The organism is Tabrizicola sp., assembly GCF_030694085.1.
GTDB lineage: Bacteria > Pseudomonadota > Alphaproteobacteria > Rhodobacterales > Rhodobacteraceae > Tabrizicola.
In genome coordinates, this window is record NZ_JAUXZE010000093.1 from 183,957 (window position 1) to 204,740 (window position 20,784).

A 20,784-nucleotide genomic window follows, 5' to 3' on the forward strand; every position below is an offset into this window, starting at 1 on the left:
AGACCCAGCCCATGCTTCTCGCCATCGACTGCGGCAACACCAATACCGTCTTCTCGGTCTGGAACGGCGCGCGCTTCCTGGCCACCTGGCGCATCGCCACGGACCACAAGCGGACGGCAGACGAATATTTCGTCTGGCTCTCCAGCCTGATGACCCTGACCAGCACGGAAGCCACGATCACCGAGGCGATCATCTCCTCCACCGTGCCGCGCGTGGTCTTCAACCTGCGGGTCCTTTGCGACCGCTACTTCGGTTGCCGCCCGCTGGTCGTGGGCAAGCCCGACTGTCGCCTTCCCGTCGCCCCAAGGGTCGACCAGGGCACCACGGTCGGCCCGGATCGCCTGGTCAACACCGTGGCGGGCTTTGACCGGCACGGGGGCGACCTGATCGTCGTCGACTTCGGCACCGCAACCACCTTTGACGTCGTCGACACCGATGGCGCCTACATCGGCGGCGTCATCGCGCCCGGCGTGAACCTCAGCCTCGAGGCGCTCCACATGGCCGCCGCAGCCCTGCCTCACGTCGATGTGGCCAGGCCCGCAAAGGCCATCGGCACGAATACGGTGGCCTGCATGCAGTCCGGCGTGTATTGGGGCTACATCGGGCTGGTCGAGGTCATCGTGCGCGAAGTGCGGCGCGAACGCAGCCGTCCGATGAAAGTGATTGCGACGGGGGGCCTTGCCTCGCTGTTTGCGCAGGGAACCGAACTATTTCATGCGATCGAGGACGACCTGACCATGCACGGCCTCGTCCTGATCCACGACCTGAACAAGGAACACACATGAGCGCGAACCGCCTGATCTATCTTCCTCTCGGCGGTGCCGGCGAAATCGGCATGAACTCCTACGTCTATGGCTATGGACCGAAGGGGAAAGAGCGGCTGATCCTGGTCGACGTCGGCGTGACCTTCCCCGACATGGATGGCTCGCCCGGGGTGGACCTGATCCTGCCCGACGTCAGCTGGCTGCACGACAAGCTGGACCGGCTGGAAGCGATCTTCATCACCCATGCGCATGAAGACCACATCGGCGCGCTGGCGCCGCTCTGGCCCGAGCTGGGCAAGAAGGTCTATGCCCGCCGCTTCACCGCCACCATTGGGCGGCTCAAGTTCGAAGAGGCGGGCCTGCCTGTCGACCAGATCGTCGTCGTGGAACCGCGCCCCACCACTGTGGAAGTCGGCCCCTTCAAGGTGCAGTTTGTCCCCGTCTCACATTCGATCCCGGAAAGCTCGGCCCTGGTGATCGACACGCCCGCGGGCCGGATCTTCCATTCCGCCGACTTCAAGATCGACCATACCCCCGTGGTGGGCGAGGGTTGGGATGACGCCCGCTTTACCGACATCGTGGCCGAGCGCCCGGTCAAGGTGATGACCTGCGATTCGACCAACGTATTCTCGACGCATGAGGGCCGGTCCGAGGCGACCCTCGCCGAACCTCTGACCGAACTGATCCGCAGCTGCTCCGGCATGGTTGTCGCCACCACATTCGGCTCGAACGTCGCCCGTCTGAAGACACTTGCCGAAGCAGGGCGTGCCGCGGACCGGACGATCTGCGTCCTGGGACGGTCGATGAAGCGGATGCTGTCGGCAGCTGAAGAAGCGGCGGTCATGACGGGCTTCCCGCGGACAGTGACGCCGGAAGAGGCACTGGAGGTGCCACGCCGCAACCTGATGCTGCTGGTCACCGGCAGCCAGGGCGAACGCCGCGCGGCCAGCGCGCAGCTTTCCCGTGGCAAATACCTGGGGCTGGAGATGAAAGAGGGTGACACCTTCCTCTTTTCCTCGAAGACCATTCCGGGCAACGAACGTGATGTCCTGCGCGTCTGGAATGCATTCTCCGAACAAGGCGTTCAGGTGATCGATGACCAGGGCGGCCGCTACCACGTCTCGGGCCACGCGAACCGCCCGGACCTGGAACATGTCCACCGGCTGATCCTGCCCGACATGCTGATCCCGATGCACGGCGAGCACCGGCACCTCGCCGAACACGTCCGCATCGCCACCGAAAGCGGCATTGCTGCGGCGGTGGCCGTGAACGGCACGATGGTGGACCTGACCGGCGATATTCCTGTGGTGGCGGAATATGTCGAGACCGGGCGCATCTACCTGGACGGCACCGCGATGGTCGGCGCGATGGACGGCGTGATCCGCGACCGCATCCGCATGGCGCTGAACGGTCATGTCACCGTGACGGTGATCCTGGATGAGACGAACAGCCCGATGGGCGAGCCCTGGGTCGAACTGATGGGCCTTGCCACCACTGGACGCGGCGACCGCCCGCTGGCCGAAACGATGGAAGGCGACCTTGATCAGCTGATGGGGCGCCTTGGCCGCAAGGTGCTGGCCGATGACGTGAAGCTTGAGGAAGAAATCCGCCGTGTGGTCCGCCAGGTGTCGATGGAAGAGATCGGCAAGAAGCCCGAGGTCAATGTGGTGATCAGCCGCCTGGTCGCCGAGTAATCCACCGTCTGCAATCGAAAAAAGGCCCCGTCCTGGACGGGGCCTTTTGCTTGTCTGGCGGGTGGATCAACCCTCGGTGCCGGTGGCGTCTTCCAGTTCTTCCGTCCTGGATGGTTTCAGCGCAAAGCTGCGCAGGATGAAGTCCGGCACATGGTCGCCCATGCCGATCACCGCCGGCCCCAGATCGCGGTCCCGGCGATAGTCCCGCCGGTCATCCCGACGCTCTTCGCGCGGCTCGCGGCGGTCGTCCCGCCGTTCGCCCCGACCTTCGCTCCGGCCTTCGTTTCGGCCTTCGGTCCGAGCTTCGCTGCGGACATCGCTCCGGGTCTCGCCCCGAGCTTCGACTCTTGTCTCCCCACGCTCGTGACGTTCCCCACGGTCTTCGCGGCGACGGTCGGCGCGCGGCTCGCGGCGGTCTTCGCGACGTTCCTCACGTGGGGTGTCCTCGATGGCCTCGGGCTTCGGGGTCGCCACCAGCGGCTCCATCGGCGCGCTTTCGTCATGCGCCTTGACCGGACGGTCGCGATCACGGCTGCGGCCGCCCCGTTCGCGGCCCTTGCGCTCTTCGCGCGGGCGGTCGGGCTTGCCTTCGCGGGTGTCGGGTTCGAAGCCCTCGGGCAGCGCGCCGCGCGGGATCTCGGTTTTGATCAGGCTTTCGATGGCCTTCAGGTACTTCTCGTCCGAGGGCACCGAAATGGTCAAGGCCTTGCCCAAACGCCCGGCGCGGCCGGTGCGGCCGATGCGGTGGACGTAATCCTCGGGGTGCGAGGGGACGTCAAAGTTGAACACATGGCTGACCGCCGGAATGTCCAGGCCGCGCGCCGCCACGTCCGAAGCGACCAGAAGGTGCAAGGATCCGTCGCGGAACGCGTCCAGCGTCTTCATCCGCATCGACTGTTCCAGGTCGCCGTGGATCGGTGCCGCGTTGAAGCCGTGCGATTTCAGAGACTTTGCCACCACGTCCACGTCCATCTTGCGGTTGCAGAAGATGATCGCATTCGTGCAGGCCTCACCCTCGGCGCGGATCAGGGCGCGCAGGACGGACCGCTTGTCGCCAAAGCTGCGGTCCTTGCGGACGGGCTTCACCTCGATCAGGCTTTGCGTGATCGTCAGCGATGCCGTCGCCTGCCGGGCAACCTCGATCTTGGCGGGGTCCTTCAGGAAGGTCTTGGTGATCCGCTCGATTTCCGGCGCCATGGTGGCGCTGTAGAACATCGTCTGCCGCTTGGGCGGGGTCAGCTGGAAGATCCGCTCGATATCCGGGATGAAGCCCATGTCGAGCATCCGGTCGGCTTCGTCCACCACCATGATCTGCACGCCGGTCAAGAGAAGCTTGCCGCGTTCGAAATGGTCCAGCAACCGGCCCGGGGTGGCGATCAGGACGTCCACGCCCCGGTCGATCAGCTTGTCCTGTTCACCGAAGGCCACGCCGCCGATCAAGAGCGCCTTGGTCAGCTTGGTGTACTTGGCGTAGATGTCGAAGTTCTCGGCCACCTGGGCGGCAAGTTCGCGCGTCGGCGCAAGCACCAGCGACCGGGGCATCCGCGCGCGGGCGCGGCCCTGGCCAAGCAGAGTGATCATCGGCAGCGTGAAGCTGGCGGTCTTGCCAGTGCCGGTCTGGGCGATCCCCAGCACGTCGCGGCCTTGCAGCGCGTGCGGAATGGCCTCGGCCTGGATCGGAGTGGGGGTCTCATAGCCGGCTTCAGTGACGGCCTGCAGCACGCGCGGGTCCAGCGCGAGGTCGGAAAATTTGGTCATTAGCGTCCTATGGATGCGGTATCGGACCGCATGAATGATGGGACGCTAGTTTCCGGGCGCCCCGGCGTCTCGGCCCGATTGGCCGCGTTCCCCGCGCATAAAGGAAATCCTCCCTCGGGTCAAGTCGGGTGCCGGATTGCCTCCGGCAGCCCCAGGATCAGCCACCTTCTGCCGCGCTGTCGGTGTCACCTTCACCGTCATCGTCGGCTTGCCCGGGCGGGACCGCCCGGTCCAACCGCTCCAGGTGCTTGTCGGCCCGCATCATCCCGATCCGGCGGAACAAGGTGCCGGGGTCCTCGTTCAGGCGCTGCAGCAGGTAACAGGCCAGGGGTCCCACCACCGGCTCTTGCCGCGCTTCGTTCCAGATCTGGGCCAGGAGGTTGATGTCCAGCCCGCCGACCTCGAGGTTGAAATGGGGCATGCCCAGCGGCAGCCGGCGACGTCGGACCCAGCGGGTCGGAAACGGAGTCTCGGCGGCAAAGCCGGAATGAAAACGTTCGAACTCGTAAAGCTTCATCAGTGAAAACAGGATGTTGATCGACAGGCCGATCCGGCGCTGCGCTTCCGTCTCGCCGTGGTCGCCGAAGGTGATGGCCGACGAAATCAGCCACCGCCCCGGCAGTTCGGGCATCAGCGCCGCGCCCGCTTCGGTCCAGATGCGGCGGAAAAGGGCCGGAGTGTGGGGCAGGAAGCGGCGCTTGCGAAGATGCGCGATCAGGATGGCGTTCAGCGCCGCAAGTTCGGGCTTTCCGGCCAGTTCGGTCCGCATGAGATGCAGTTTCTTGGCGTGCAGCGACTGGCGTCCCTCCAGCGGGGGGAGAGTCGCGGGGATGCGGGCGGCAAGCAGGGGTGAAAGGTCAAGGTCAGCCGGGGGGAACCAGTCCCACGGCGCAAGCTTCAACTGCCGCCTGCGCTGCTTCCAGATCGCGACCAGACTGTCGGGAGCGCCCGGATAGGTTTCGATCGGCCCATCCGTGTCGCTGTCCGGGGCGCTGTCCGGGGCGCTGTCCGGGTCGGGCGTCGTCATGGTGCTGGCAGCCTCCGCCCCTTGGGTCGCTGCAGGCTAGGGCGGGGCTTCCGGGGGGTCAAGCCGACCTCAGACCATCATCTCTTTGGTCGCGGTCAGCTTGACGCCGGGATAGTCGCGGACCACCCGGTCGATGTCCCACTGCAGGCGGGTCAGGAAGACAAGGTCGCCATCGCTGTCATGCGCGATATGGCCCTTGTTGACGTTGACCAGCTTTTCCACCTCGGCCTTGTCGCCCGCAATCCAGCGGGCGGAGGTGAAGTTCGACCCCTCGAACCGGACGGGCAGGCTGTATTCCTGCTCGATCCGGCTGGCAAGCACGTCGAACTGCAAGGCGCCGACGACGCCGACGATGTAGCCCGACCCGATCATCGGCTTGAAGACCTTGGCAGCACCTTCCTCGGCGAACTGGGTCAGGGCCTTTTCCAGGTGCTTGGCCTTCATCGGGTCCATCGCGCGAATGGATTGCAAAAGTTCTGGCGCGAAGCTGGGGATGCCGGTGAAGCGGAGGGATTCCCCTTCGGTCAGCGCGTCGCCGATCCGCAACTGGCCGTGGTTCGGGATGCCGATGATGTCACCGGCCCAGGCCTCCTCGGCCAGTTCGCGGTCGGCGGCCAGGAACAGGACCGGGTTGGTGATCGACATCGGCTTTTTCGTGCGCACATGGTGCAGCTTCATGCCGCGTTCGAAGTGGCCGCTTGCCAAGCGCACGAAGGCCACCCGGTCGCGGTGCTTGGGGTCCATGTTGGCCTGGACCTTGAAGACAAAGCCGGTGACGGCGGGTTCGGACGGATCAACCTGCCGTTCGGCGGCCTTCTGCGGCTCGGGTTCCGGCCCGTATTCGCCGATGCCGTCCATCAGTTCCTTCACACCGAACGAGTTGATCGCGGACCCGAACCAGATCGGCGTCATCGAGCCGTTGAGGAAGGCTTCGCGATTGAACGCGGGCAGCAGTTCCCGAGCCATCTCAAGCTCTTCGTGGAACTTCGCCAAAAGCTCCGCCGGAATGTGTTCGGCCAGTTTCGGGTCATCGACGCCGCTGATCTTGATCGATTCCGCCACCTTGTTGCGGTCGGCGCGGTCCATGATCTCCAGCTTGTCGTGGAGAAGGTCATAGGCGCCGACGAAATCGCGACCGACACCGATGGGCCAGCTTGCCGGGGTGACGTCGATCGCCAGGTTCTCCTGGATCTCGTCGATGATCGTGAACACGTCGCGGCTTTCGCGGTCCATCTTGTTGCAGAAGGTCAAGATCGGCAGGTCGCGCAGGCGGCAAACCTCGAACAGTTTGCGGGTCTGGCTTTCCACGCCCTTCGCCCCGTCGATCACCATGATCGCGGCGTCGACGGCGGTTAGCGTGCGGTAGGTGTCTTCCGAGAAATCAGAGTGGCCGGGGGTGTCCACCAGATTGAAACGATACTGGCGGAAATCGAAGGACATCGCCGAGGCCGAAACAGAAATCCCCCGCTCCTGTTCCAGCTTCATGAAGTCCGACCGCGTGCGCCTGGCATCGCCCTTTGCGCGGACCTGGCCTGCCATCTGGATCGCGCCGCCGAACAGCAGGAACTTTTCGGTCAGCGTGGTCTTGCCGGCGTCGGGGTGCGAGATGATCGCAAAGGTCCGGCGGCGGGCGATTTCGGGCGGAAGGGGGGCGCGGTTCGACATGACGCCCCCCATAGCGCGCGGCGGGGTTCGCCGCAACAGATCGGGCGTCTTGCCCTTGCAGGTGTGGCTGCTAGGCTTTGCGTCAAAGCAGGAGGATATGCGCATGGATCTGGGGATTGCGGGAAAACGGGCGCTGGTCTGCGCCTCGTCCAAGGGGTTGGGCCGGGGCTGCGCCGAGGCACTGGCCGACGCTGGCGTTGATCTGGTTATGAACGCCCGCGGGGCCGAGGCGCTGGAGGCCGCGGCGCATGACCTGCGCGCCCGGTATCAGGTCAACGTGACCACCGTGGCCGCCGACATCACCACCGAGGACGGCCGGGCCGCCGTGCTGGCTCACGGGCCCTTCGACATCCTGGTGACGAACGCCGGTGGCCCGCCGCCCGGCATGTGGTCCGACTGGGCGCGCGAGGATTTCATCAAGGCGCTGGACGCCAACATGCTGACCCCCATCGCGCTGATGCAGGCGGTGCTGCCGGGGATGATGGCACAGGGCTGGGGGCGGGTGGTCAACATCACCAGCGTTTCCGTCAAGTCGCCCGTGGCGGTCCTGGGCCTGTCGAATTCGGCGCGCGCGGGGCTGACCGGCTTTGTCGCGGGCACCTCGCGGCAGGTCGCGGGAAAGGGCGTCACGATCAACAACCTCTTGCCCGGCATCCATGCGACCGATCGGGCAATCGCGCTGGACACGGCGGTGGTCAAGGCACGGGGGATCAGCATGGAAGAGGCGATAGCTGAACGCGCTGCAACCATCCCGGCGGGGCGCTACGGCACGCCATCCGAATTCGGCGCGGCCTGCGCGTTCCTCTGTTCGCAGCACGCGGGCTTTATCGTCGGGCAGAACGTCCTTCTGGACGGCGGTGCTACCAACGCGACGCTGTAGCCACGCGCGGCTTGGCCCGGCCGGGGTCGAAGACGCCCAGAAGAAGCATCAGCGCCCCGCCGCCGACCCAGGCCCATCCGCCCGTGCCCAGCACGTCGTTTGCCAGAAGGAACAGCCGGTTGGCCTCCTCCATCGTCCATTGCGGCGGAACCAGCCCCAGTGCCTCACGCGACCGCCAGACGGTGATCCCCGCAAGGCCCACGACGCAAACGCCGGTCAGGAAGGCCAGCCAGCGTTTCTCCAGCCCGATGAGTGACACCAGCAGGAACAGCGCGGCAAGGACGAAGGACAGCAGGAAAAGACGCACTTCGTTCGGAGCTTCGGTGAGGAAGGTTTCGATCAGGGCGCGGTCAAGGCCCGGCAGCGCGTCCCAGGGGGCAATGTTGGCGCCAAGCGGGGTGGTGACCCAGGGCAGGAACAGCCCGGCAAGGATCGCGATGGCGCACAGAAGCGCAAGCGGACGAAACAACATGGCCGGACCTTCCTGTCCAGGAATGAAAACAGTTTCGCCATAGCAAGACATTCTGTGCAAATCGTGGACAGTTTGCGCCATTTTTGCGGTCATGCGACGCGGGGCAGGCGGTTGTGGCGACAGCAGGGCGCTGCTAGAGAAACCTGAGCAAAACTCTTGGATGCAATGCCCGACAGCACTCCCCTCCGGCTTGAGGTTCGAAATCTGGTCCGCTCTTTCGGGGGCCGGCGGGTGGTGGACGACGTGTCGCTGGCGGTTGCGGCGGGGCAGGTCACCTGCCTTCTGGGCCCCTCGGGCTGCGGCAAGTCCACCACGCTGCGGATCATCGCGGGCGTGGAACGGGCCGATGCGGGCGAGGTGCTGCTTGAGGGTCAGATCGTGGCCGGTCCCGGCGTGCATGTCCCGCCCGAACGGCGCTCGGTCGGGTTGATGTTCCAGGATTTCGCACTGTTTCCGCATTTGACGGTGGCCGAGAATGTCGGATTCGGGCTGCGCGTGGACCGGGGCGAAAAGGCGCGGCGGGTGGGGGAACTGCTGGAAAAGGTGGACCTTTCCGGCTTTGGCCCCAAGCACCCGCACGAGCTTTCGGGGGGCGAGCAGCAGCGCGTGGCCCTGGCGCGCGCGCTGGCGCCGAAGCCCAAGGTCATGCTGATGGACGAACCTTTCTCGGGCCTCGACAACCGGCTGCGCGACGGTATCCGCGACCGCACGCTGGAGCTGCTGAAGGAAGAGGGCGCTGCGGTTCTGCTGGTCACGCATGAACCCGACGAGGCGATGCGGATGGCCGACGAGATCGCCCTGATGCGGGCGGGACGCGTGGTGCAGAAGGGCGCGCCCTACAACGTCTACAACGCCCCCGTCGACAAGGCGGCTGCAGCCTTCTTCAGCGATATCAACGTGATCCGGGGCGTGTCGAAGGGTGCGCTGACCCAGACGCCGTTCGGCGCCTTCCTGACCCCCGGCCATTCTGACGGTGGTGAGGTGGAGATCGTGATCCGCCCCCAGCACCTGCGGATCGACTTCGACCGGGGTGGCAGGGGACCCAATCCGACGCCGGAAGATGGCACTCCCGCCCGCGGCACGGTCCTGCGCAGCCGCTATCTGGGCCGCGAAAGCCTGGTCGATTTCGCGATGGACTTCGAAGGTGCGAAGCTTACTGCCAGTGTCCCTGGGGTGTTTCTGCCGAAGCCCGGGACCGTCCTGTGGCTGATGATCCGGCGGGACCGCTGCTTCGTCTTCGCGGCCAACTGAAGCAGCGATCCCGAAGGTATGGCGGCCCCGGATCGTGGCGGACCGCCAGCTTGGAAGTCCCTTCGGCCGGGGTCTCTGCCGCCTCCCGTCCCCTCCCGGCCCCACGGCGGCTGGCCGGTGACACCCTGGCCCTCGCGGTTGATCTTCGATTTCGACGCAAAGCCCTCTTCCCGCCTTGCCCCTGCGCCTATTCAGTCCGGGGGACCGGGATGGCGCAAACGCCAGGCCACCAGATCACGGCCCGGTGGTTGCACAAAGACCTCGCCGGTCAGCGCAAGGCCGTCGATCCTGTCGACGCGGAAGCTGCGGAAATCGTCGCGCGCCTCGCACCAGGCGGCAAGGGTCCAGGCCCGGCCCCAGAATTCCAGCACCAGCGGCCGGACGGTCCGTTCGCTGCGCTGATCCTCGGCCGTTCGGTAGGCCAGCCGCACCCGTTCCTGCAGCCGGATCGCGCGGCGGAGGAGGGGAAGATGCGGGGCGGCGGCCAGAGCTTCGGCGCCTGGGAAGACCCAGGTCGCCTGTCCCGCGCCCTCGAGCAGACGCGCGGGGATCACCGCCGCGATCTTGGCCTGCAGGCTGTCTGCCGCCCGGGCCAGGGATGGGTCGGCCGCCCGCGTCACCAGCTGGAGGCCCAGTGTCAGGGCCTGCACTTCATCCGGGGTCAGCGTCAGGGGTGGCAAGGTCACCGGCTCGCGCAGGATGTAGCCCACCCCGCGTTCGCCCTCGACCGGCAGACCCGAAGCGATCAGCGTCGCCATGTCGCGCCAAAGGGTGCGGGTCGAAACCTCCAGCCGCGCAGCCATGTCGCGGGCGGTGTGCAGCCGCCCGTCGCGGAGGATCTGGATCAGCTCGAACAGGCGGTCGGTGCGGCGCATGGCGGCAGGGTGGGCTGGCGCCTAGTCCAGCGTCAAGGCCAGGTGTTCGTGACGCATCGCGGCTGACGGCCCGTCGATCAGCGCCATGAACGGGCCGAAGCCGGGGTCGGCCATCACAGCTTGGGCGGCGGCCTCGGCCTCGGCTAGGCTCGCCCAGGTCACGGCATCGGTCCAGCGGCCATCCGGCCCCCGCGACAGGCGGCGCGAAACGAAGCCGGGCCGGCTGCGGACCAGCGCCTCGGTGCTGCGGGCGGCGGACAGGAAGGCAGCCTCGCCCGTGCCGGGGACAAGGGTGAAGGTGACATATTCGATCACGCGCATCGGGAACTCCTTGGGTTGCGATGCGGTGGGTATGGCAAGGGGCAACTGACACGGGTCTGTCAGCAACGGCGGGGCCAGGCCAAACTTCTTCAGGAAGAAACTTGTCAGAATCCTTGCTTAAGGATCTTGGGCTCCCAGCCTAGGCCTCGGTCTCGATCCCCGATTGCGGGAGCAAGGTTGCGACCTTGTACAGAAGGCTTCGCGCTGCCTTGGCCCTTGGGTTTCCCTCCTGGCCGACGTGGCGCAGCCCTTCGACCAGAGCCTCCAGTTCTTCGGGCGTCAGCATCGTCGGCGGCAGCATCAGGGGCGAGCGCAGGATGTAGCCAAGGCCGCGCTCGCCTTCCACCGGCAGCCCGGTCGCGGCCAGCATCTCCATGTCGCGCCAGATCGTGCGGGTCGAGACCCCGAGTCGCTGGGCCAGTTCGGACGCCGTGTGCAGCCGCCCGTCGCGCAGGGATTGGACGATGTCGTATAGCCGGGCGTCGCGTTTCATGGGTCATCCGGGGGTAGGGTGGGCAATATTGCCCACCTTACTGACAAAATACTGTCAGTTGACTGCCCCGCGCAAGCGGCTTGGGTCTTGGAAGCGACAGCGAGAGGGGCGTAATCAGACAGCAGAGACAGGACATGGCCCCGCGCCGGGGCCGCATACGGAGGTTCTTCCATGTTCAACAACATCGGTCTGCCGGGGCTTCTGCTGATCGCGGTCGTGCTCCTGGTGCTGTTCGGCAAGGGCAAGGTGTCCAGCCTGATGGGCGAAGTCGGCAAGGGCATCACCGCCTTCAAGAAGGGCGTCAGCGACGGCTCGAAAGAGATCGAGGATGCCAAGGCCGAAGAGGCCAAGGATGTCACCCCGGCCGAGAAGGACAAGGTCTGAACGACCTCGTCTGAAGGGAACGCAAGATGGACTTCAGCTGGTCCGAGCTTCTGATCGTGGGCATCGTCGCGCTGATTGTCATCGGCCCGAAGGACCTGCCCGGCATGTTCCGCGAGCTGGGTCGCTTCACCGCGAAGATCCGCTCGATGGGGCGCGAGTTCAGCCGCGCGATGGAGCAGGCGGCAAAGGAGTCGGGTGTCAAGGACGTGGCCGATGACCTGAGAAAGGTCGCCTCGCCCAAGACAATGGGGCTTGATGCGGTGAAATCGGCCGCGGACAAGTTTGAAAAGTGGGACCCGATGAAGAACGCTGCGGTGCCCACCAAGCCGCTGACCCCGCCGCCGATGACGCCCCCGCCGATGCCCGCAGCGATGTCTCCGGGAGCTGCGGCCGCACCAGCAGCCGAAGCGGCACCCGCCGCCGCGCCGGGCGCCCTGACCGGGCCTGCCACGGCGGCGCTTTACGAAAAGAAGGCGGCGCGCAAGGCGGTGCTGGACGAGGCGTCGGCGAAGCTGCGGTCACTGTCGCAGCCAGAGACCGCGGCTACGACCCCGGAGCCAAAGGCACCGGGCCGCCGCCGCAAGAAGCCGGACATCCCGGCCGGGGACGCAGAATGACCACCAAGGATGACATCGAGGACAGCTCGGCCCCCCTGGTCGAGCATCTGATCGAACTGCGCAACCGGCTGATCTGGGCGGTCGGGGCTTTCCTGGTGGCGATGATTCTCTGCTTTGTTGTGGCCGAGCCGATCCTGGACTTCATGCTGCAGCCGATCGAAACGGCTATGCGCGACCTGGGCAATCCGAACCCGGTGATGCAATACACCGCGCCGCAGGAGTACTTCTTCACGCTGGTCCATATATCGGTCGTCGCCGGGCTCATGGTCAGCTTCCCGGTCATCGCCTACCAGCTCTGGCGCTTCGTCGCCCCCGGCCTTTACCGCAACGAAAAGCAGGCATTCCTGCCCTTCCTGATCGCCTCGCCCGTCCTGTTCTTCCTGGGCGCGGCCTTTGCGCATTACGTGGTCACGCCCATCGCGATGACCTTCTTTCTGGGCTTCGCAGATGCCTTTTCGGTCGTGACCGCGCTTCTGCCGGGCATTTCCTCGGGCACAGGGGCCGAGGCCATCGTGCCCGCCGCACCAAGCGAGGGGATCGAGATCGTCTTCCAGGGCAAGGTGAACGAGACGCTGGACATCAGCCTCAAGCTGATCATGGCCTTCGGACTTTGCTTCCAGTTGCCGGTCCTTCTGACGCTGATGGGCAAGGCGGGGCTCGCGACCTCGGCCGGGCTTGGGAACATGCGCAAGTACGCCGTCGTCGTCATCCTGATCGTGGCCGCCCTGGTCACGCCTCCCGACGTGATGAGCCAGCTCATCCTCTTCTTCGCGGTCTATCCCCTGTACGAAGTGTCGATCTTCCTGATCCGCCGGATCGAGAAGCGGCGCGAGGCGGAGCTGCGGGCCGAGGGTCTTTGGGACGACGAGACCGACAAGGAAGACCCGGAAAAGACCGGGGAGACCAAGGTGTGACCGATCCCCTGGACCGGATCGCCGCCGCGCTGGAACGCCTGGCCCCGGCACCGATGCCCGCCCCGGACTTCACCGCCGAGGCCTTCGTCTGGCACACCGCGCCCGACCGACTGGAGCCGGTGACCCATGTCAGCCGCGTGGATCTGTCCCTGCTCGTTGGCGTCAACCGCTCGCGCGATACGCTCTTGGAGAATACCCGCCACTTCGCGGCCGGGTTACCCGCAAACAACGCGCTGCTGTGGGGCGCGCGGGGGATGGGGAAGTCGTCGCTGGTAAAGGCCGTCCATGCGCATGTCCGCGCAGAAGGCCATGACCTCAAGATCGTCGAACTTTCCCGCGAGGACCTGCCATCGGTCCAGCGTCTCTTGTCCCACCTGCGCGCCGCGCCCTACCAGTTCCTGCTGTTCTGCGACGACCTGTCGTTCAGCCATGACGACCAGCACTACAAGTCGCTGAAAGCCGTGCTTGACGGCGGAATCGAAGGTCGGCCCGAGAATGTGCTGTTCTACGCCACCAGCAATCGCCGTCACCTGATGCCGCGTGACATGATCGAGAACGAACGCTCCACCGCGATCAACCCTGGCGAGGCGGTGGAAGAGAAAGTCTCTCTGTCGGACCGTTTCGGCCTCTGGCTGGGGTTCCACCCGTGCAGCCAGGACGATTACCTGGAAATGATCCGCGGCTATTGCGCGGCGCATGGGGTGAATGTCCCTGACGAGCGCCTGCATGCCGAGGCGATCGAATGGCAGGCGACACGTGGCGGGCGGTCTGGCCGGGTGGCCTGGCAGTTCTTCTGCGATCTTGCCGCGCGCGAAGGGGTGCGCCTCCGCCTGTGAGCGGTTTTCCGGCTTGCCCGCGAATTCCCCCAGCCTTACCCCGGTAGGACCATGCTCACTGAACTTCTGGTCATTCTGGCCCTGATTGTCCTGAACGGAGTCCTTGCGATGTCCGAGCTTGCCATCGTCAGCGCCCGGCCCGGTCGGCTTAAGTCGCTGGAAGCCAAAAGCCGCGGCGCGCGTATGGCGCTTCGGCTGGCCGAACATCCGGGGCGGTTCCTCTCGACGGTGCAGATCGGGATAACGGCGGTCGGCGTCCTGTCGGGGGCCTTGTCAGGGGCGACGCTGGGCCTTCGGCTGCAGGTCTGGCTGGTGGGGCAGGGCGTGCCCGCCGATTGGGCCGCAACGCTGGGTGTCGGTGGCGTGGTGGTCGCGATCACCTATGTCAGCCTAATCGTGGGCGAACTGGTGCCAAAGCAGATCGCGCTGCGCGACCCCGAGGCCGTGGCCATCCGCATGGCCCCCGCGATGACTTTTCTTTCGGTGATCGGCGCGCCGCTGGTCTGGTTTCTGGACAAGTCGGGCAAGCTGTTGCTCTGGCTTCTGGGCCAACGCGGAACCAGCGAAAACCGCGTGACCGAGGAAGAGGTCCACGTCCTTCTGGCCGAAGCGCATGAGGGTGGGGTTCTTGAAACCGAGGAACGTGAGATGATCTCGGGCGTGATGCGCCTTTCGGACCGCACTGCCCGCGCGCTGATGACGCCCCGGCATGAGGTGGAGATGCTGCCCCTCGACGCCACCGGGGCCGAGGCGGTGGCCGCGATCCGCAAGGTCGCCCGTCCCCGGATGCCCGTCGCCAATGCCGAGGGCGAGGTCGTGGGCATCGTCCTGCTGACCGATGCCTTCCAGACGGTCTCGCGGCGCGAGAGCCTGTCGATCAAGGCCCTGGTGCGCGAGGTGCCGGTGGTTTCCGACCGCTCCGAGGCGCTGGATGTCCTGGAAATCCTGCAAAAGTCTGAACATCGCTTTGCGCTGGTCTATGACGAATACGGCCACTTCGAAGGTATCCTTACCACTGGCGACGTGCTGGAGGCGATCACCGGCGCGGTCGCGGCCTCCGAAGCCGACGAACCCGCGATGGTCGCACGCACCGACGGCAGCTTTCTCGTGGCGGGCTGGATGCCGGTGGACGAATTCTGCGACCGGCTTGGCCTGCCGCGTGAGATGGCCGGGGAATACGACACTGTGGCGGGACTGGTCCTGCACCAGATGGGCCAGATCCCCGACCTGGGTGCGACCTTCACGGTCGAAGGCTACCGTTTCGAGGTGATCGACCTTGACGGCCGCCGCATCGACAAGGTTCTGGTGGGGCGGGTCACCGACTGACCGCGACACCTCGTCGTTCGACTGCGTCTCCTCCTCGGACCCGGTCTCTGCGCAAGACCTGTGGCGGTGGGCCGCTTACTGCAGGTAGCCCACCGGGTCGAAGCTTTGCTTCGAGGTGTTGCGCACCTCGAAATGCACGAAGGCCGGATCGCCGGGCGCGACCTTGCCGATCTCCTGGCCCCGCTTCACCTTGTCGCCTTTCTTCACCACCATACCGTTCACGCCGACATAGACCGTCAGCAGGTCGCCCGCATGGCGGATGATGACGATGCCCTTGCCGGTGGTGTCCGAAGAAATCACGGTCACCGTCCCTGCATCCGCTGCTTTCACCGAACTGCCCGCAGCGGCCGCGATGTCGATCCCCTGGTTCTTCTTCGCGTCATAGCCGCGGATGATCTTGCCCGCGACCGGCATCGCCATCTTCGACGACGTGGTCTTCTCGGCCCCCAGATCGGGCGAGGGTGGAGTGGCCTTGGGCTTTGTCGCCGCGGCTTCGGTCTTCTCGTCCGGCAGCGGCTTCTTGGCAGAGGGTGGCTCGGGTGTGGGGCTGCCCGCGCCCGGCGCTGTCGGCACCGGCTCCGGGTTCGGGGCCGCAGCGGTGGCGATCGGGATGATCAGCGTCTGGCCTTCGCGCACGGCCATGTCGGCGCCAAGCTGGTTCCAGTCGGCCAGCGCCTTGGCCGAGACGTTGTAGGTCCGCGCAATGGTAAAGGCCGTCTCGCCGCGGGCGACGCGGTGGGTCAGGGGCTGGCCCGTGGCCGGCTTCGATGCAACCGGAGAGCTGGCAACCGGCGTCGGCCCAGCGGCATCCAGCGCCGTGGTGGCGATCGAGGTGATGTCCACACCCCCGCCCGAGGGCAGGGCCGACCCGCCGATGACCGCCGGCTGGGGTGCCGCCGCGACGCGCCTGGGCAGAAGAAGCATCTCACCCTCACGCAAGGGGTCGGTCGGGCGCAGCGCATTGGTGCGCGCCAGATCTTCAGGGTTCATGCCCAGGCGGCCCGCCATGCTGGCGACGCTTTCGCCGCGCCGGGCGGTGGCCATCTGGTAATCGGGGTAGGAAATGATCCCGTTGCCGTCCGGCAAGGGTGCTGCAGCCGTGGCCTGCCGCGCCGCTTCCGAGGTGTCGCCCCGACCGGACCGCAGGTCCCAGTCAAGGTTCCCGGTGTCCATGCAGCCTGCCAGCGCCAGCGCGCTTGCGCCCATGACCAGGGTTGCGCGAAGTCTGCCAGTCTTTGCCATGTGGTCCCGCCTGATGATCGCCTGTCCGGGTTGACCCGGTTTCTGGGGCCGCAGTCTACTCGGACCCGAGCCCTTCGACCAGTGGGACAAAGCGCACTGGGCGAAGTTCTTCGTAATCAAAACCGCTTTGGGTGCGTGTGACCTTGATCAGCGCCTGCACGGCGTCGGACTGGCCCACCGGAACGACCATGATCCCGCCCGGTTTCAACTGCTCCAGCAACGGGCCGGGAGGGTCCTCTGCCGCCGCCGTCACGATGATCCGGTCGAAGGGCGCCTGGTCCGGCAGCCCGTGCGACCCGTCGGCGGTGATCGCTGTGATGTTCACCAGATCAAGCTGACGGAACAGCTCTCCCGCCTCGCGGACCAGGCGGCGATAGCGGTCCACGGTGTAGACCCGGCGCGCCAGCTGCGACAGGATCGCAGCCTGGTAACCCGACCCGGTACCGACCTCCAGCACCGTATCGCGCGGGTTCACCTGCAATGCCTGGGTCATCAGGCCCACCACGGAGGGCTGGCTGATCGTCTGGCCGCAGGCGATGGGCAGCGGCATGTCCTCATAGGCACGGTCGGCAAAGACGTTGCGGACAAAAAGCCCGCGGTCGATCTTTTCCATCGCGGTCAGGACGCGGGTGTCGGTCACGCCGCGCGAGCGGAGGGCAAACAGAAAGCGCATCTTGCGTTCGGCAAGCTGGTCGGAGGTGCCGGGGTCGGTTGGCTGATCCTCCGGCCCCTGGGTCATGCCAGGCTCGCCTGCAGGTCGGCGAGGAGGTCATGCGCCGTGAGGTCGGCGCGCATCGGAGTGATCGAGATATAGCCGTCCAGGTTCACCGCCGCATCGCTGCCGGGCAGGGTGGGCGTATGCTGGTGCCCGCCCTTGATCCAAAGGAACTTCCGGCCCGAGGGCGAGATATGCGGCTCGACGCTGAAGGCCGTGTCGCGGCGATAACCCTGGGGGGCGACCATCATGCCCCTGGTCGCGGCGGCAGGCAGCGGCGGGAAGTTGACGTTGTAGAAGCTGCGGTAGTCGCCTGTGGTCCAGATGCCCTTGTCCAGAAGCGCCCGCACCACGCCCGCCCCATGCACCCGCGCGCTTTCGAACGGATCGGCCAGTCTGGCATTGTCCGGCCCGAAGAACTGCGACAGCGCAATCGCGGGCACTCCCTGCAAGGCCGCCTCCATCGCGCCGCCGATGGTGCCGGAATACAGCACGTTCTCGGCCGCGTTGTTGCCCCGGTTCACGCCGGACAGCACCAGATCGGGCTTGGCACCATCCAGCACATCGTAGATCGCCGCCAGCACGCAGTCGGCCGGCGAGCCTTCGGCGGCAAAGCGGCGGGGGCCAAGCTCGGCGATCATCATCGGGTGAGTATAGCTGATGCAATGCCCGACGCCCGATTGTTCGAAGGCGGGGGCGACGGTCCAGACCTCGCCCTTTGGGCCGGCGATTTCGGTGGCGATCTCGGTCAGCACCTCAAGCCCCGGCGCGTTGATGCCGTCGTCATTGGTGATCAGGATGCGCATGGGTGGGGGTTCCTTCGGACTTGCCCCTGATTAGACGAGCCCGGGGGGCGCTTCAAGGCAAAGGCTGCTCCTCGTTCGACTTCGTCTCCTCGTCGCACGGGTTCGGCGTGCCCAGCGAGGAGAAGCCGAAGGCGCACGACGAGCAGCCCACGGGAGCCAAGCCGAAGGTCAGCCGCCAAAGCTGGAAAAGACCAGCTGCATCCGCCCATCCTCGGCCACCGCCTGCGGGGTGACCAGCGGTTCGTCCCGGATCAATGCCAGGCAGCTTTCGGCATCTTGCGCCTGTCCCCCGCTGCAAGTCGGGTGAGACTGCCAGCGTTCGGCGATCAAGGCCCGGACCGCGGCGCTGTCCAGGTTCAGCTCCCCCAGCGCCTGCACTTGCCCCAACGCAACCCCCGCGCCGTCGCGAAAGGCGATATGGACCAGTTCACTGCAATAGATCGTGTCTTCGGACTGCTAGAAATAGGGATCATAGCCCTTGCCAAGATGGCTGCGGGCGGCCTCGGTCACGGCCAGCGCCTGGTCGCCGCTCAGGTCTTCCATCCGGTAGACCGCCACCGCGCCGTCTTTCCCCTGCGCCACCCAGTCCTGCAGTGGCGTGGCGCGGGTGGCCCGCACCGCCTCCAGGACGACCGGGTTGCCGTCAGCGTCGAAGTCCAGGATGCCGACATGGGTGAAGGGGCTGTCGGTGGCCAGCAGGATCGCCAGCGACTGGGCAGACAGCGAGTTCTGGAAGATGACATCGCCACGCTTCAGATCCGGCATATCCTCGGCAAGTGCGGGAAGGGCGATGAGGAGTGCCCGCGCAACGACGGGAAGCAGGCGACGTCCGAACACAGGTCCCCCCAAAGCGACTGCGGCCAGCCTAGCCCGCCCTTGCGTTATCCGTCGACCCGCCTTGTGGGTTCCCATCCGCCGCCAGCGACAACAAAGTAAAGACCTCGTTAAAGACAACGACCAACCCCTTGAAAGGATTGGCCGTGGCTTTGCTGTCCTGCGTGGACGGGGTCAAGCGTCGCGCTGGGCAATCCAGTCATGATCGGGATCGTTCTTGAACCGCCACTTGCGGATCGGCCCGGCCATCACGTTCAGATAGTACATCTCGTATCCGTAGGGCGCTCCGCAAGGATGGTGCCCTTTCGGGACCAGCGTGACGTCGTGGTTCTTCACCGCCATCGTCTCGTCCAGCGACCCGTCCTCGGTGTAGACCCGCTGGATGCCGAAGCCCTGAGCGGGGTTCAGCCGCATGTAGTAGGTCTCTTCCAGGTAGGTCATGTTCGGGAAGTCATCCTCGTCATGCCGGTGGCTGGGGTAGGACGACCAGTGCCCGGCAGGCGTGTAGACCTCGGTCACCAGAAGGCTGTCCGCGACGTCCAGCGCCTCCATCGCGATGTTGTTGACGTGGCGGGTGTTGGTCCCCTTGCCACGCGGGGTCAGGGTGATCCCCTCCGGCCCCAGCCGACGCGCCGGATAGTTGCTCTTGCCGGGGGCCTTGCAGACCCCGATGGTGCAGGCCGTGGTCGCGACCGCGCGCCACTCGCTGCCGTTCGGGACATAGAGGCAATGCGGCGGGGTCTTTTCGAAGACATCCATCCGTTCGCCCATCTCGCCCCAGTCCTGACCTGCGGCCTGCACGTGGGCCTTGCCCTCGACGATGACAAGGATCACCTCGGTGTCCCCCGTCGCTTCCTCGGCCACATCCCCGGCCTCAAGCCGGTAAAGCGTGAAGCCGACATAGCCCCAGCCCGCGCTTTCGGGGGTGATCTCATGCACCTTGCCGCGGGTGCCGGTCGGGTGGCGGAGGAGGTCGGGCATGGTGGCTCCTTCAGGACGGGCGAGAGTGGTCAATCTCAAGGCCCGCAGACTTGCAGACCTTCAGGATGTGTTCGTATCCCAGCTTGGAATACTCGTAAGGCGGGGCCTTGGCCGGGTCCTGTTCGGCCTCGACCACGATCCAGCCGTTGTAATCCATCGCCTTCAGCGCGGTCGTGACGGCCTGAAAGTCGATGCAGCCGTCGCCGGGCACGGTGAACGCCCCGGCGATCACGGCGTCAAGGAAGCTCCGGTTGTTCTCGCGGACGTCCTTGACCACCTCGGGACGGATGTCCTTGAAGTGGACATGATGCACCCGGTCAGCCCAGCGGTTCAGGACCCGCATCACGTCGGCCCCACCGAAAAGCAGGTGCCCGGTGTCGAACAAGAGCTTCACGTCCGGCGTCGAGCCTTCCATCAGCGCGTTCACGTCGTCTTCGGATTCGATGAACGACCCCATGTGGTGATGGTAGGCCAAGGGCATCCCCTGATCGGCCATCCACTTCGCCAGTTCCGACAGCTTCGCGCCATAGGCCCGCACGTCAGCGGCCGCGAACTTGGGGCGATCATTGACCGGCACGGCGATATTGCCCTGTACGGTGTTGGAACATTCCGCATAGACGATGCAGGGGGCATTGAGGGCCGCGAACTGCTCGACCTGTTGGCGCACGGCTTCGATCTCGGTCTTCACGTCGTTGACCAGAAGATTGCCCGAACACCAGCCACCACACAGCGACAGCCCGTTCGCGGTCAGGTAGGTCCGCAGCCCCTCGGTGTCTGACGGCATCCGGCGGCCGCGCTCGACGCCGGTATACCCGATCTCGCGCGCCTCGCTCAGGGCCTGCTCCATCGTGTAGGCGGCGGTCAGGTCCGGCAGGTCGTCGTTCTGCCAGCTGATGGGAGAAATCCCGATCTTCACGCTCATTCTTCTG

General features: G+C 65.9%; 21 protein-coding genes and 1 pseudogene. 9 read left to right on the forward strand and 13 right to left on the reverse strand.

The window, feature by feature from the left end:
- Positions 1-11: 11 nt before the first annotated feature.
- A complete protein-coding gene (locus Q8M85_RS21970) occupies positions 12-785 on the forward strand; it encodes a type III pantothenate kinase (RefSeq protein WP_305548752.1) in 774 nt (257 codons plus the stop codon).
- Positions 782-2,458, forward strand: coding sequence for a ribonuclease J (locus Q8M85_RS21975; RefSeq protein ID WP_305548754.1), 1,677 nt, complete (start codon positions 782-784; stop codon positions 2,456-2,458). Before Q8M85_RS21970 ends, Q8M85_RS21975 begins: the two co-directional genes overlap by 4 nt.
- Positions 2,459-2,524: 66 nt before the next feature.
- Here Q8M85_RS21975 and Q8M85_RS21980 read toward each other — a convergent pair whose 3' ends face one another.
- The 3 genes from Q8M85_RS21980 to Q8M85_RS21990 all read right to left on the reverse strand — a co-directional run bounded on the left by Q8M85_RS21980 (position 2,525) and on the right by Q8M85_RS21990 (position 6,908).
- On the reverse strand, positions 2,525-4,216 hold the full coding sequence (locus Q8M85_RS21980; RefSeq protein WP_305548757.1) for a DEAD/DEAH box helicase: 1,692 nt from the start codon (positions 4,214-4,216) through the stop codon (positions 2,525-2,527).
- Between the two features lie 157 nt (positions 4,217-4,373).
- Positions 4,374-5,243: a hypothetical protein gene (locus Q8M85_RS21985; protein WP_305548759.1), complete on the reverse strand. Its 870-nt coding sequence runs from the start codon at positions 5,241-5,243 to the stop codon at positions 4,374-4,376.
- Between the two features lie 69 nt (positions 5,244-5,312).
- The gene (locus Q8M85_RS21990) at positions 5,313-6,908 is read right to left on the reverse strand and encodes a peptide chain release factor 3 (protein WP_371135337.1); all 1,596 of its coding nucleotides are present in this window, start codon (positions 6,906-6,908) and stop codon (positions 5,313-5,315) included.
- 103 nt (positions 6,909-7,011) lie between these two features.
- Here Q8M85_RS21990 and Q8M85_RS21995 point away from each other — a divergent pair, with 103 nt between their 5' ends.
- Positions 7,012-7,788 (forward strand): SDR family oxidoreductase, encoded by a 777-nt coding sequence (locus Q8M85_RS21995; RefSeq protein ID WP_305548761.1) that lies wholly within the window; start codon positions 7,012-7,014, stop codon positions 7,786-7,788.
- Here the strand turns inward: Q8M85_RS21995 and Q8M85_RS22000 are convergent.
- Positions 7,769-8,260, reverse strand: coding sequence for a hypothetical protein (locus Q8M85_RS22000; RefSeq protein WP_305548764.1), 492 nt, complete (start codon positions 8,258-8,260; stop codon positions 7,769-7,771). The two genes, Q8M85_RS21995 and Q8M85_RS22000, sit on opposite strands and share 20 nt — an antisense overlap.
- Positions 8,261-8,425: 165 nt before the next feature.
- Between Q8M85_RS22000 and Q8M85_RS22005 the strand changes: the two genes are divergently transcribed.
- On the forward strand, positions 8,426-9,511 hold the full coding sequence (locus Q8M85_RS22005; RefSeq protein ID WP_305548766.1) for an ABC transporter ATP-binding protein: 1,086 nt from the start codon (positions 8,426-8,428) through the stop codon (positions 9,509-9,511).
- Positions 9,512-9,702: 191 nt separating this feature from the next.
- Here Q8M85_RS22005 and Q8M85_RS22010 read toward each other — a convergent pair whose 3' ends face one another.
- From Q8M85_RS22010 to Q8M85_RS22020, 3 genes are all read right to left on the reverse strand, one after another.
- On the reverse strand, positions 9,703-10,386 hold the full coding sequence (locus Q8M85_RS22010) for a YafY family protein (RefSeq protein WP_305548768.1): 684 nt from the start codon (positions 10,384-10,386) through the stop codon (positions 9,703-9,705).
- A 21-nt stretch (positions 10,387-10,407) separates the two neighbouring features.
- Positions 10,408-10,707 carry a hypothetical protein gene (locus tag Q8M85_RS22015; protein ID WP_305548771.1) on the reverse strand — a complete coding sequence of 100 codons (300 nt, stop codon included), beginning with the start codon at positions 10,705-10,707 and terminating at the stop codon, positions 10,408-10,410.
- A gap of 139 nt (positions 10,708-10,846) precedes the next feature.
- Complete coding sequence (locus Q8M85_RS22020) at positions 10,847-11,200, reverse strand: YafY family protein (protein WP_305548773.1); 354 nt, start codon at positions 11,198-11,200, stop codon at positions 10,847-10,849.
- 171 nt (positions 11,201-11,371) lie between these two features.
- On the opposite strand from Q8M85_RS22020, the gene Q8M85_RS22025 reads away from it, so the two are divergent.
- From Q8M85_RS22025 to Q8M85_RS22045, 5 genes are read left to right on the forward strand one after another with little or no spacing between them, the layout of a single operon-like run.
- Positions 11,372-11,584, forward strand: a complete 213-nt coding sequence (locus Q8M85_RS22025) for a twin-arginine translocase TatA/TatE family subunit (protein WP_305548775.1) — start codon at positions 11,372-11,374, stop codon at positions 11,582-11,584.
- 26 nt (positions 11,585-11,610) lie between these two features.
- Positions 11,611-12,201 carry a Sec-independent protein translocase protein TatB gene (gene tatB / locus Q8M85_RS22030; RefSeq protein ID WP_305548777.1) on the forward strand — a complete coding sequence of 197 codons (591 nt, stop codon included), beginning with the start codon at positions 11,611-11,613 and terminating at the stop codon, positions 12,199-12,201.
- A complete protein-coding gene (tatC, locus tag Q8M85_RS22035) occupies positions 12,198-13,115 on the forward strand; it encodes a twin-arginine translocase subunit TatC (protein WP_305548780.1) in 918 nt (305 codons plus the stop codon). Before tatB ends, tatC begins: the two co-directional genes overlap by 4 nt.
- On the forward strand, positions 13,112-13,951 hold the full coding sequence (locus Q8M85_RS22040; RefSeq protein WP_305548782.1) for an ATP-binding protein: 840 nt from the start codon (positions 13,112-13,114) through the stop codon (positions 13,949-13,951). Before tatC ends, Q8M85_RS22040 begins: the two co-directional genes overlap by 4 nt.
- Positions 13,952-14,002: 51 nt before the next feature.
- A complete protein-coding gene (locus Q8M85_RS22045; RefSeq protein WP_305548784.1) occupies positions 14,003-15,277 on the forward strand; it encodes a hemolysin family protein in 1,275 nt (424 codons plus the stop codon).
- Between the two features lie 75 nt (positions 15,278-15,352).
- On the opposite strand, the gene Q8M85_RS22050 is transcribed toward Q8M85_RS22045, so the two are convergent.
- The 6 genes and pseudogenes from Q8M85_RS22050 to iolE form a co-directional block, all read right to left on the reverse strand.
- Positions 15,353-16,519, reverse strand: coding sequence for a peptidoglycan DD-metalloendopeptidase family protein (locus tag Q8M85_RS22050; RefSeq protein ID WP_305548787.1), 1,167 nt, complete (start codon positions 16,517-16,519; stop codon positions 15,353-15,355).
- A gap of 55 nt (positions 16,520-16,574) precedes the next feature.
- The gene (locus tag Q8M85_RS22055; RefSeq protein WP_305548789.1) at positions 16,575-17,258 is read right to left on the reverse strand and encodes a protein-L-isoaspartate(D-aspartate) O-methyltransferase; all 684 of its coding nucleotides are present in this window, start codon (positions 17,256-17,258) and stop codon (positions 16,575-16,577) included.
- The gene (surE, locus tag Q8M85_RS22060; protein ID WP_305548791.1) at positions 17,255-18,040 is read right to left on the reverse strand and encodes a 5'/3'-nucleotidase SurE; all 786 of its coding nucleotides are present in this window, start codon (positions 18,038-18,040) and stop codon (positions 17,255-17,257) included. Before surE ends, Q8M85_RS22055 begins: the two co-directional genes overlap by 4 nt.
- A 168-nt stretch (positions 18,041-18,208) precedes the next feature.
- Positions 18,209-18,952 (reverse strand): annotated as a pseudogene (locus tag Q8M85_RS22065) (YiiX/YebB-like N1pC/P60 family cysteine hydrolase).
- Between the two features lie 96 nt (positions 18,953-19,048).
- Positions 19,049-19,855: a 5-deoxy-glucuronate isomerase gene (iolB, locus tag Q8M85_RS22070; RefSeq protein ID WP_305548793.1), complete on the reverse strand. Its 807-nt coding sequence runs from the start codon at positions 19,853-19,855 to the stop codon at positions 19,049-19,051.
- Positions 19,856-19,865: 10 nt separating this feature from the next.
- Positions 19,866-20,777, reverse strand: a complete 912-nt coding sequence (gene iolE / locus Q8M85_RS22075; protein WP_305548795.1) for a myo-inosose-2 dehydratase — start codon at positions 20,775-20,777, stop codon at positions 19,866-19,868.
- Positions 20,778-20,784: the final 7 nt, after the last annotated feature.

Bases quoted from the DNA above. Each gene is read 5' to 3' on its own strand.
- iolE (WP_305548795.1), bottom strand. From the start codon at position 20,777: ATGAGCGTGAAGATCGGGATTTCTCCCATCAGCTGGCAGAACGACGAC.
- Q8M85_RS21985 (WP_305548759.1), bottom strand. From the start codon at position 5,243: ATGACGACGCCCGACCCGGACAGCGCCCCGGACAGCGCCCCGGACAGC.
- Q8M85_RS21995 (WP_305548761.1), top strand. From the start codon at position 7,012: ATGGATCTGGGGATTGCGGGAAAACGGGCGCTGGTCTGCGCCTCGTCC.
- surE (WP_305548791.1), bottom strand. From the start codon at position 18,040: ATGCGCATCCTGATCACCAATGACGACGGCATCAACGCGCCGGGGCTT.
- tatC (WP_305548780.1), top strand. From the start codon at position 12,198: ATGACCACCAAGGATGACATCGAGGACAGCTCGGCCCCCCTGGTCGAG.
- Q8M85_RS22000 (WP_305548764.1), bottom strand. From the start codon at position 8,260: ATGTTGTTTCGTCCGCTTGCGCTTCTGTGCGCCATCGCGATCCTTGCC.
- Q8M85_RS22010 (WP_305548768.1), bottom strand. From the start codon at position 10,386: ATGCGCCGCACCGACCGCCTGTTCGAGCTGATCCAGATCCTCCGCGAC.
- iolB (WP_305548793.1), bottom strand. From the start codon at position 19,855: ATGCCCGACCTCCTCCGCCACCCGACCGGCACCCGCGGCAAGGTGCAT.
- Q8M85_RS21980 (WP_305548757.1), bottom strand. From the start codon at position 4,216: ATGACCAAATTTTCCGACCTCGCGCTGGACCCGCGCGTGCTGCAGGCC.
- Q8M85_RS21970 (WP_305548752.1), top strand. From the start codon at position 12: ATGCTTCTCGCCATCGACTGCGGCAACACCAATACCGTCTTCTCGGTC.
- Q8M85_RS22020 (WP_305548773.1), bottom strand. From the start codon at position 11,200: ATGAAACGCGACGCCCGGCTATACGACATCGTCCAATCCCTGCGCGAC.
- Q8M85_RS22025 (WP_305548775.1), top strand. From the start codon at position 11,372: ATGTTCAACAACATCGGTCTGCCGGGGCTTCTGCTGATCGCGGTCGTG.
- Q8M85_RS22005 (WP_305548766.1), top strand. From the start codon at position 8,426: ATGCCCGACAGCACTCCCCTCCGGCTTGAGGTTCGAAATCTGGTCCGC.
- tatB (WP_305548777.1), top strand. From the start codon at position 11,611: ATGGACTTCAGCTGGTCCGAGCTTCTGATCGTGGGCATCGTCGCGCTG.
- Q8M85_RS21975 (WP_305548754.1), top strand. From the start codon at position 782: ATGAGCGCGAACCGCCTGATCTATCTTCCTCTCGGCGGTGCCGGCGAA.
- Q8M85_RS21990 (WP_371135337.1), bottom strand. From the start codon at position 6,908: ATGTCGAACCGCGCCCCCCTTCCGCCCGAAATCGCCCGCCGCCGGACC.
- Q8M85_RS22055 (WP_305548789.1), bottom strand. From the start codon at position 17,258: ATGACCCAGGGGCCGGAGGATCAGCCAACCGACCCCGGCACCTCCGAC.
- Q8M85_RS22015 (WP_305548771.1), bottom strand. From the start codon at position 10,707: ATGCGCGTGATCGAATATGTCACCTTCACCCTTGTCCCCGGCACGGGC.
- Q8M85_RS22045 (WP_305548784.1), top strand. From the start codon at position 14,003: ATGCTCACTGAACTTCTGGTCATTCTGGCCCTGATTGTCCTGAACGGA.
- Q8M85_RS22050 (WP_305548787.1), bottom strand. From the start codon at position 16,519: ATGGCAAAGACTGGCAGACTTCGCGCAACCCTGGTCATGGGCGCAAGC.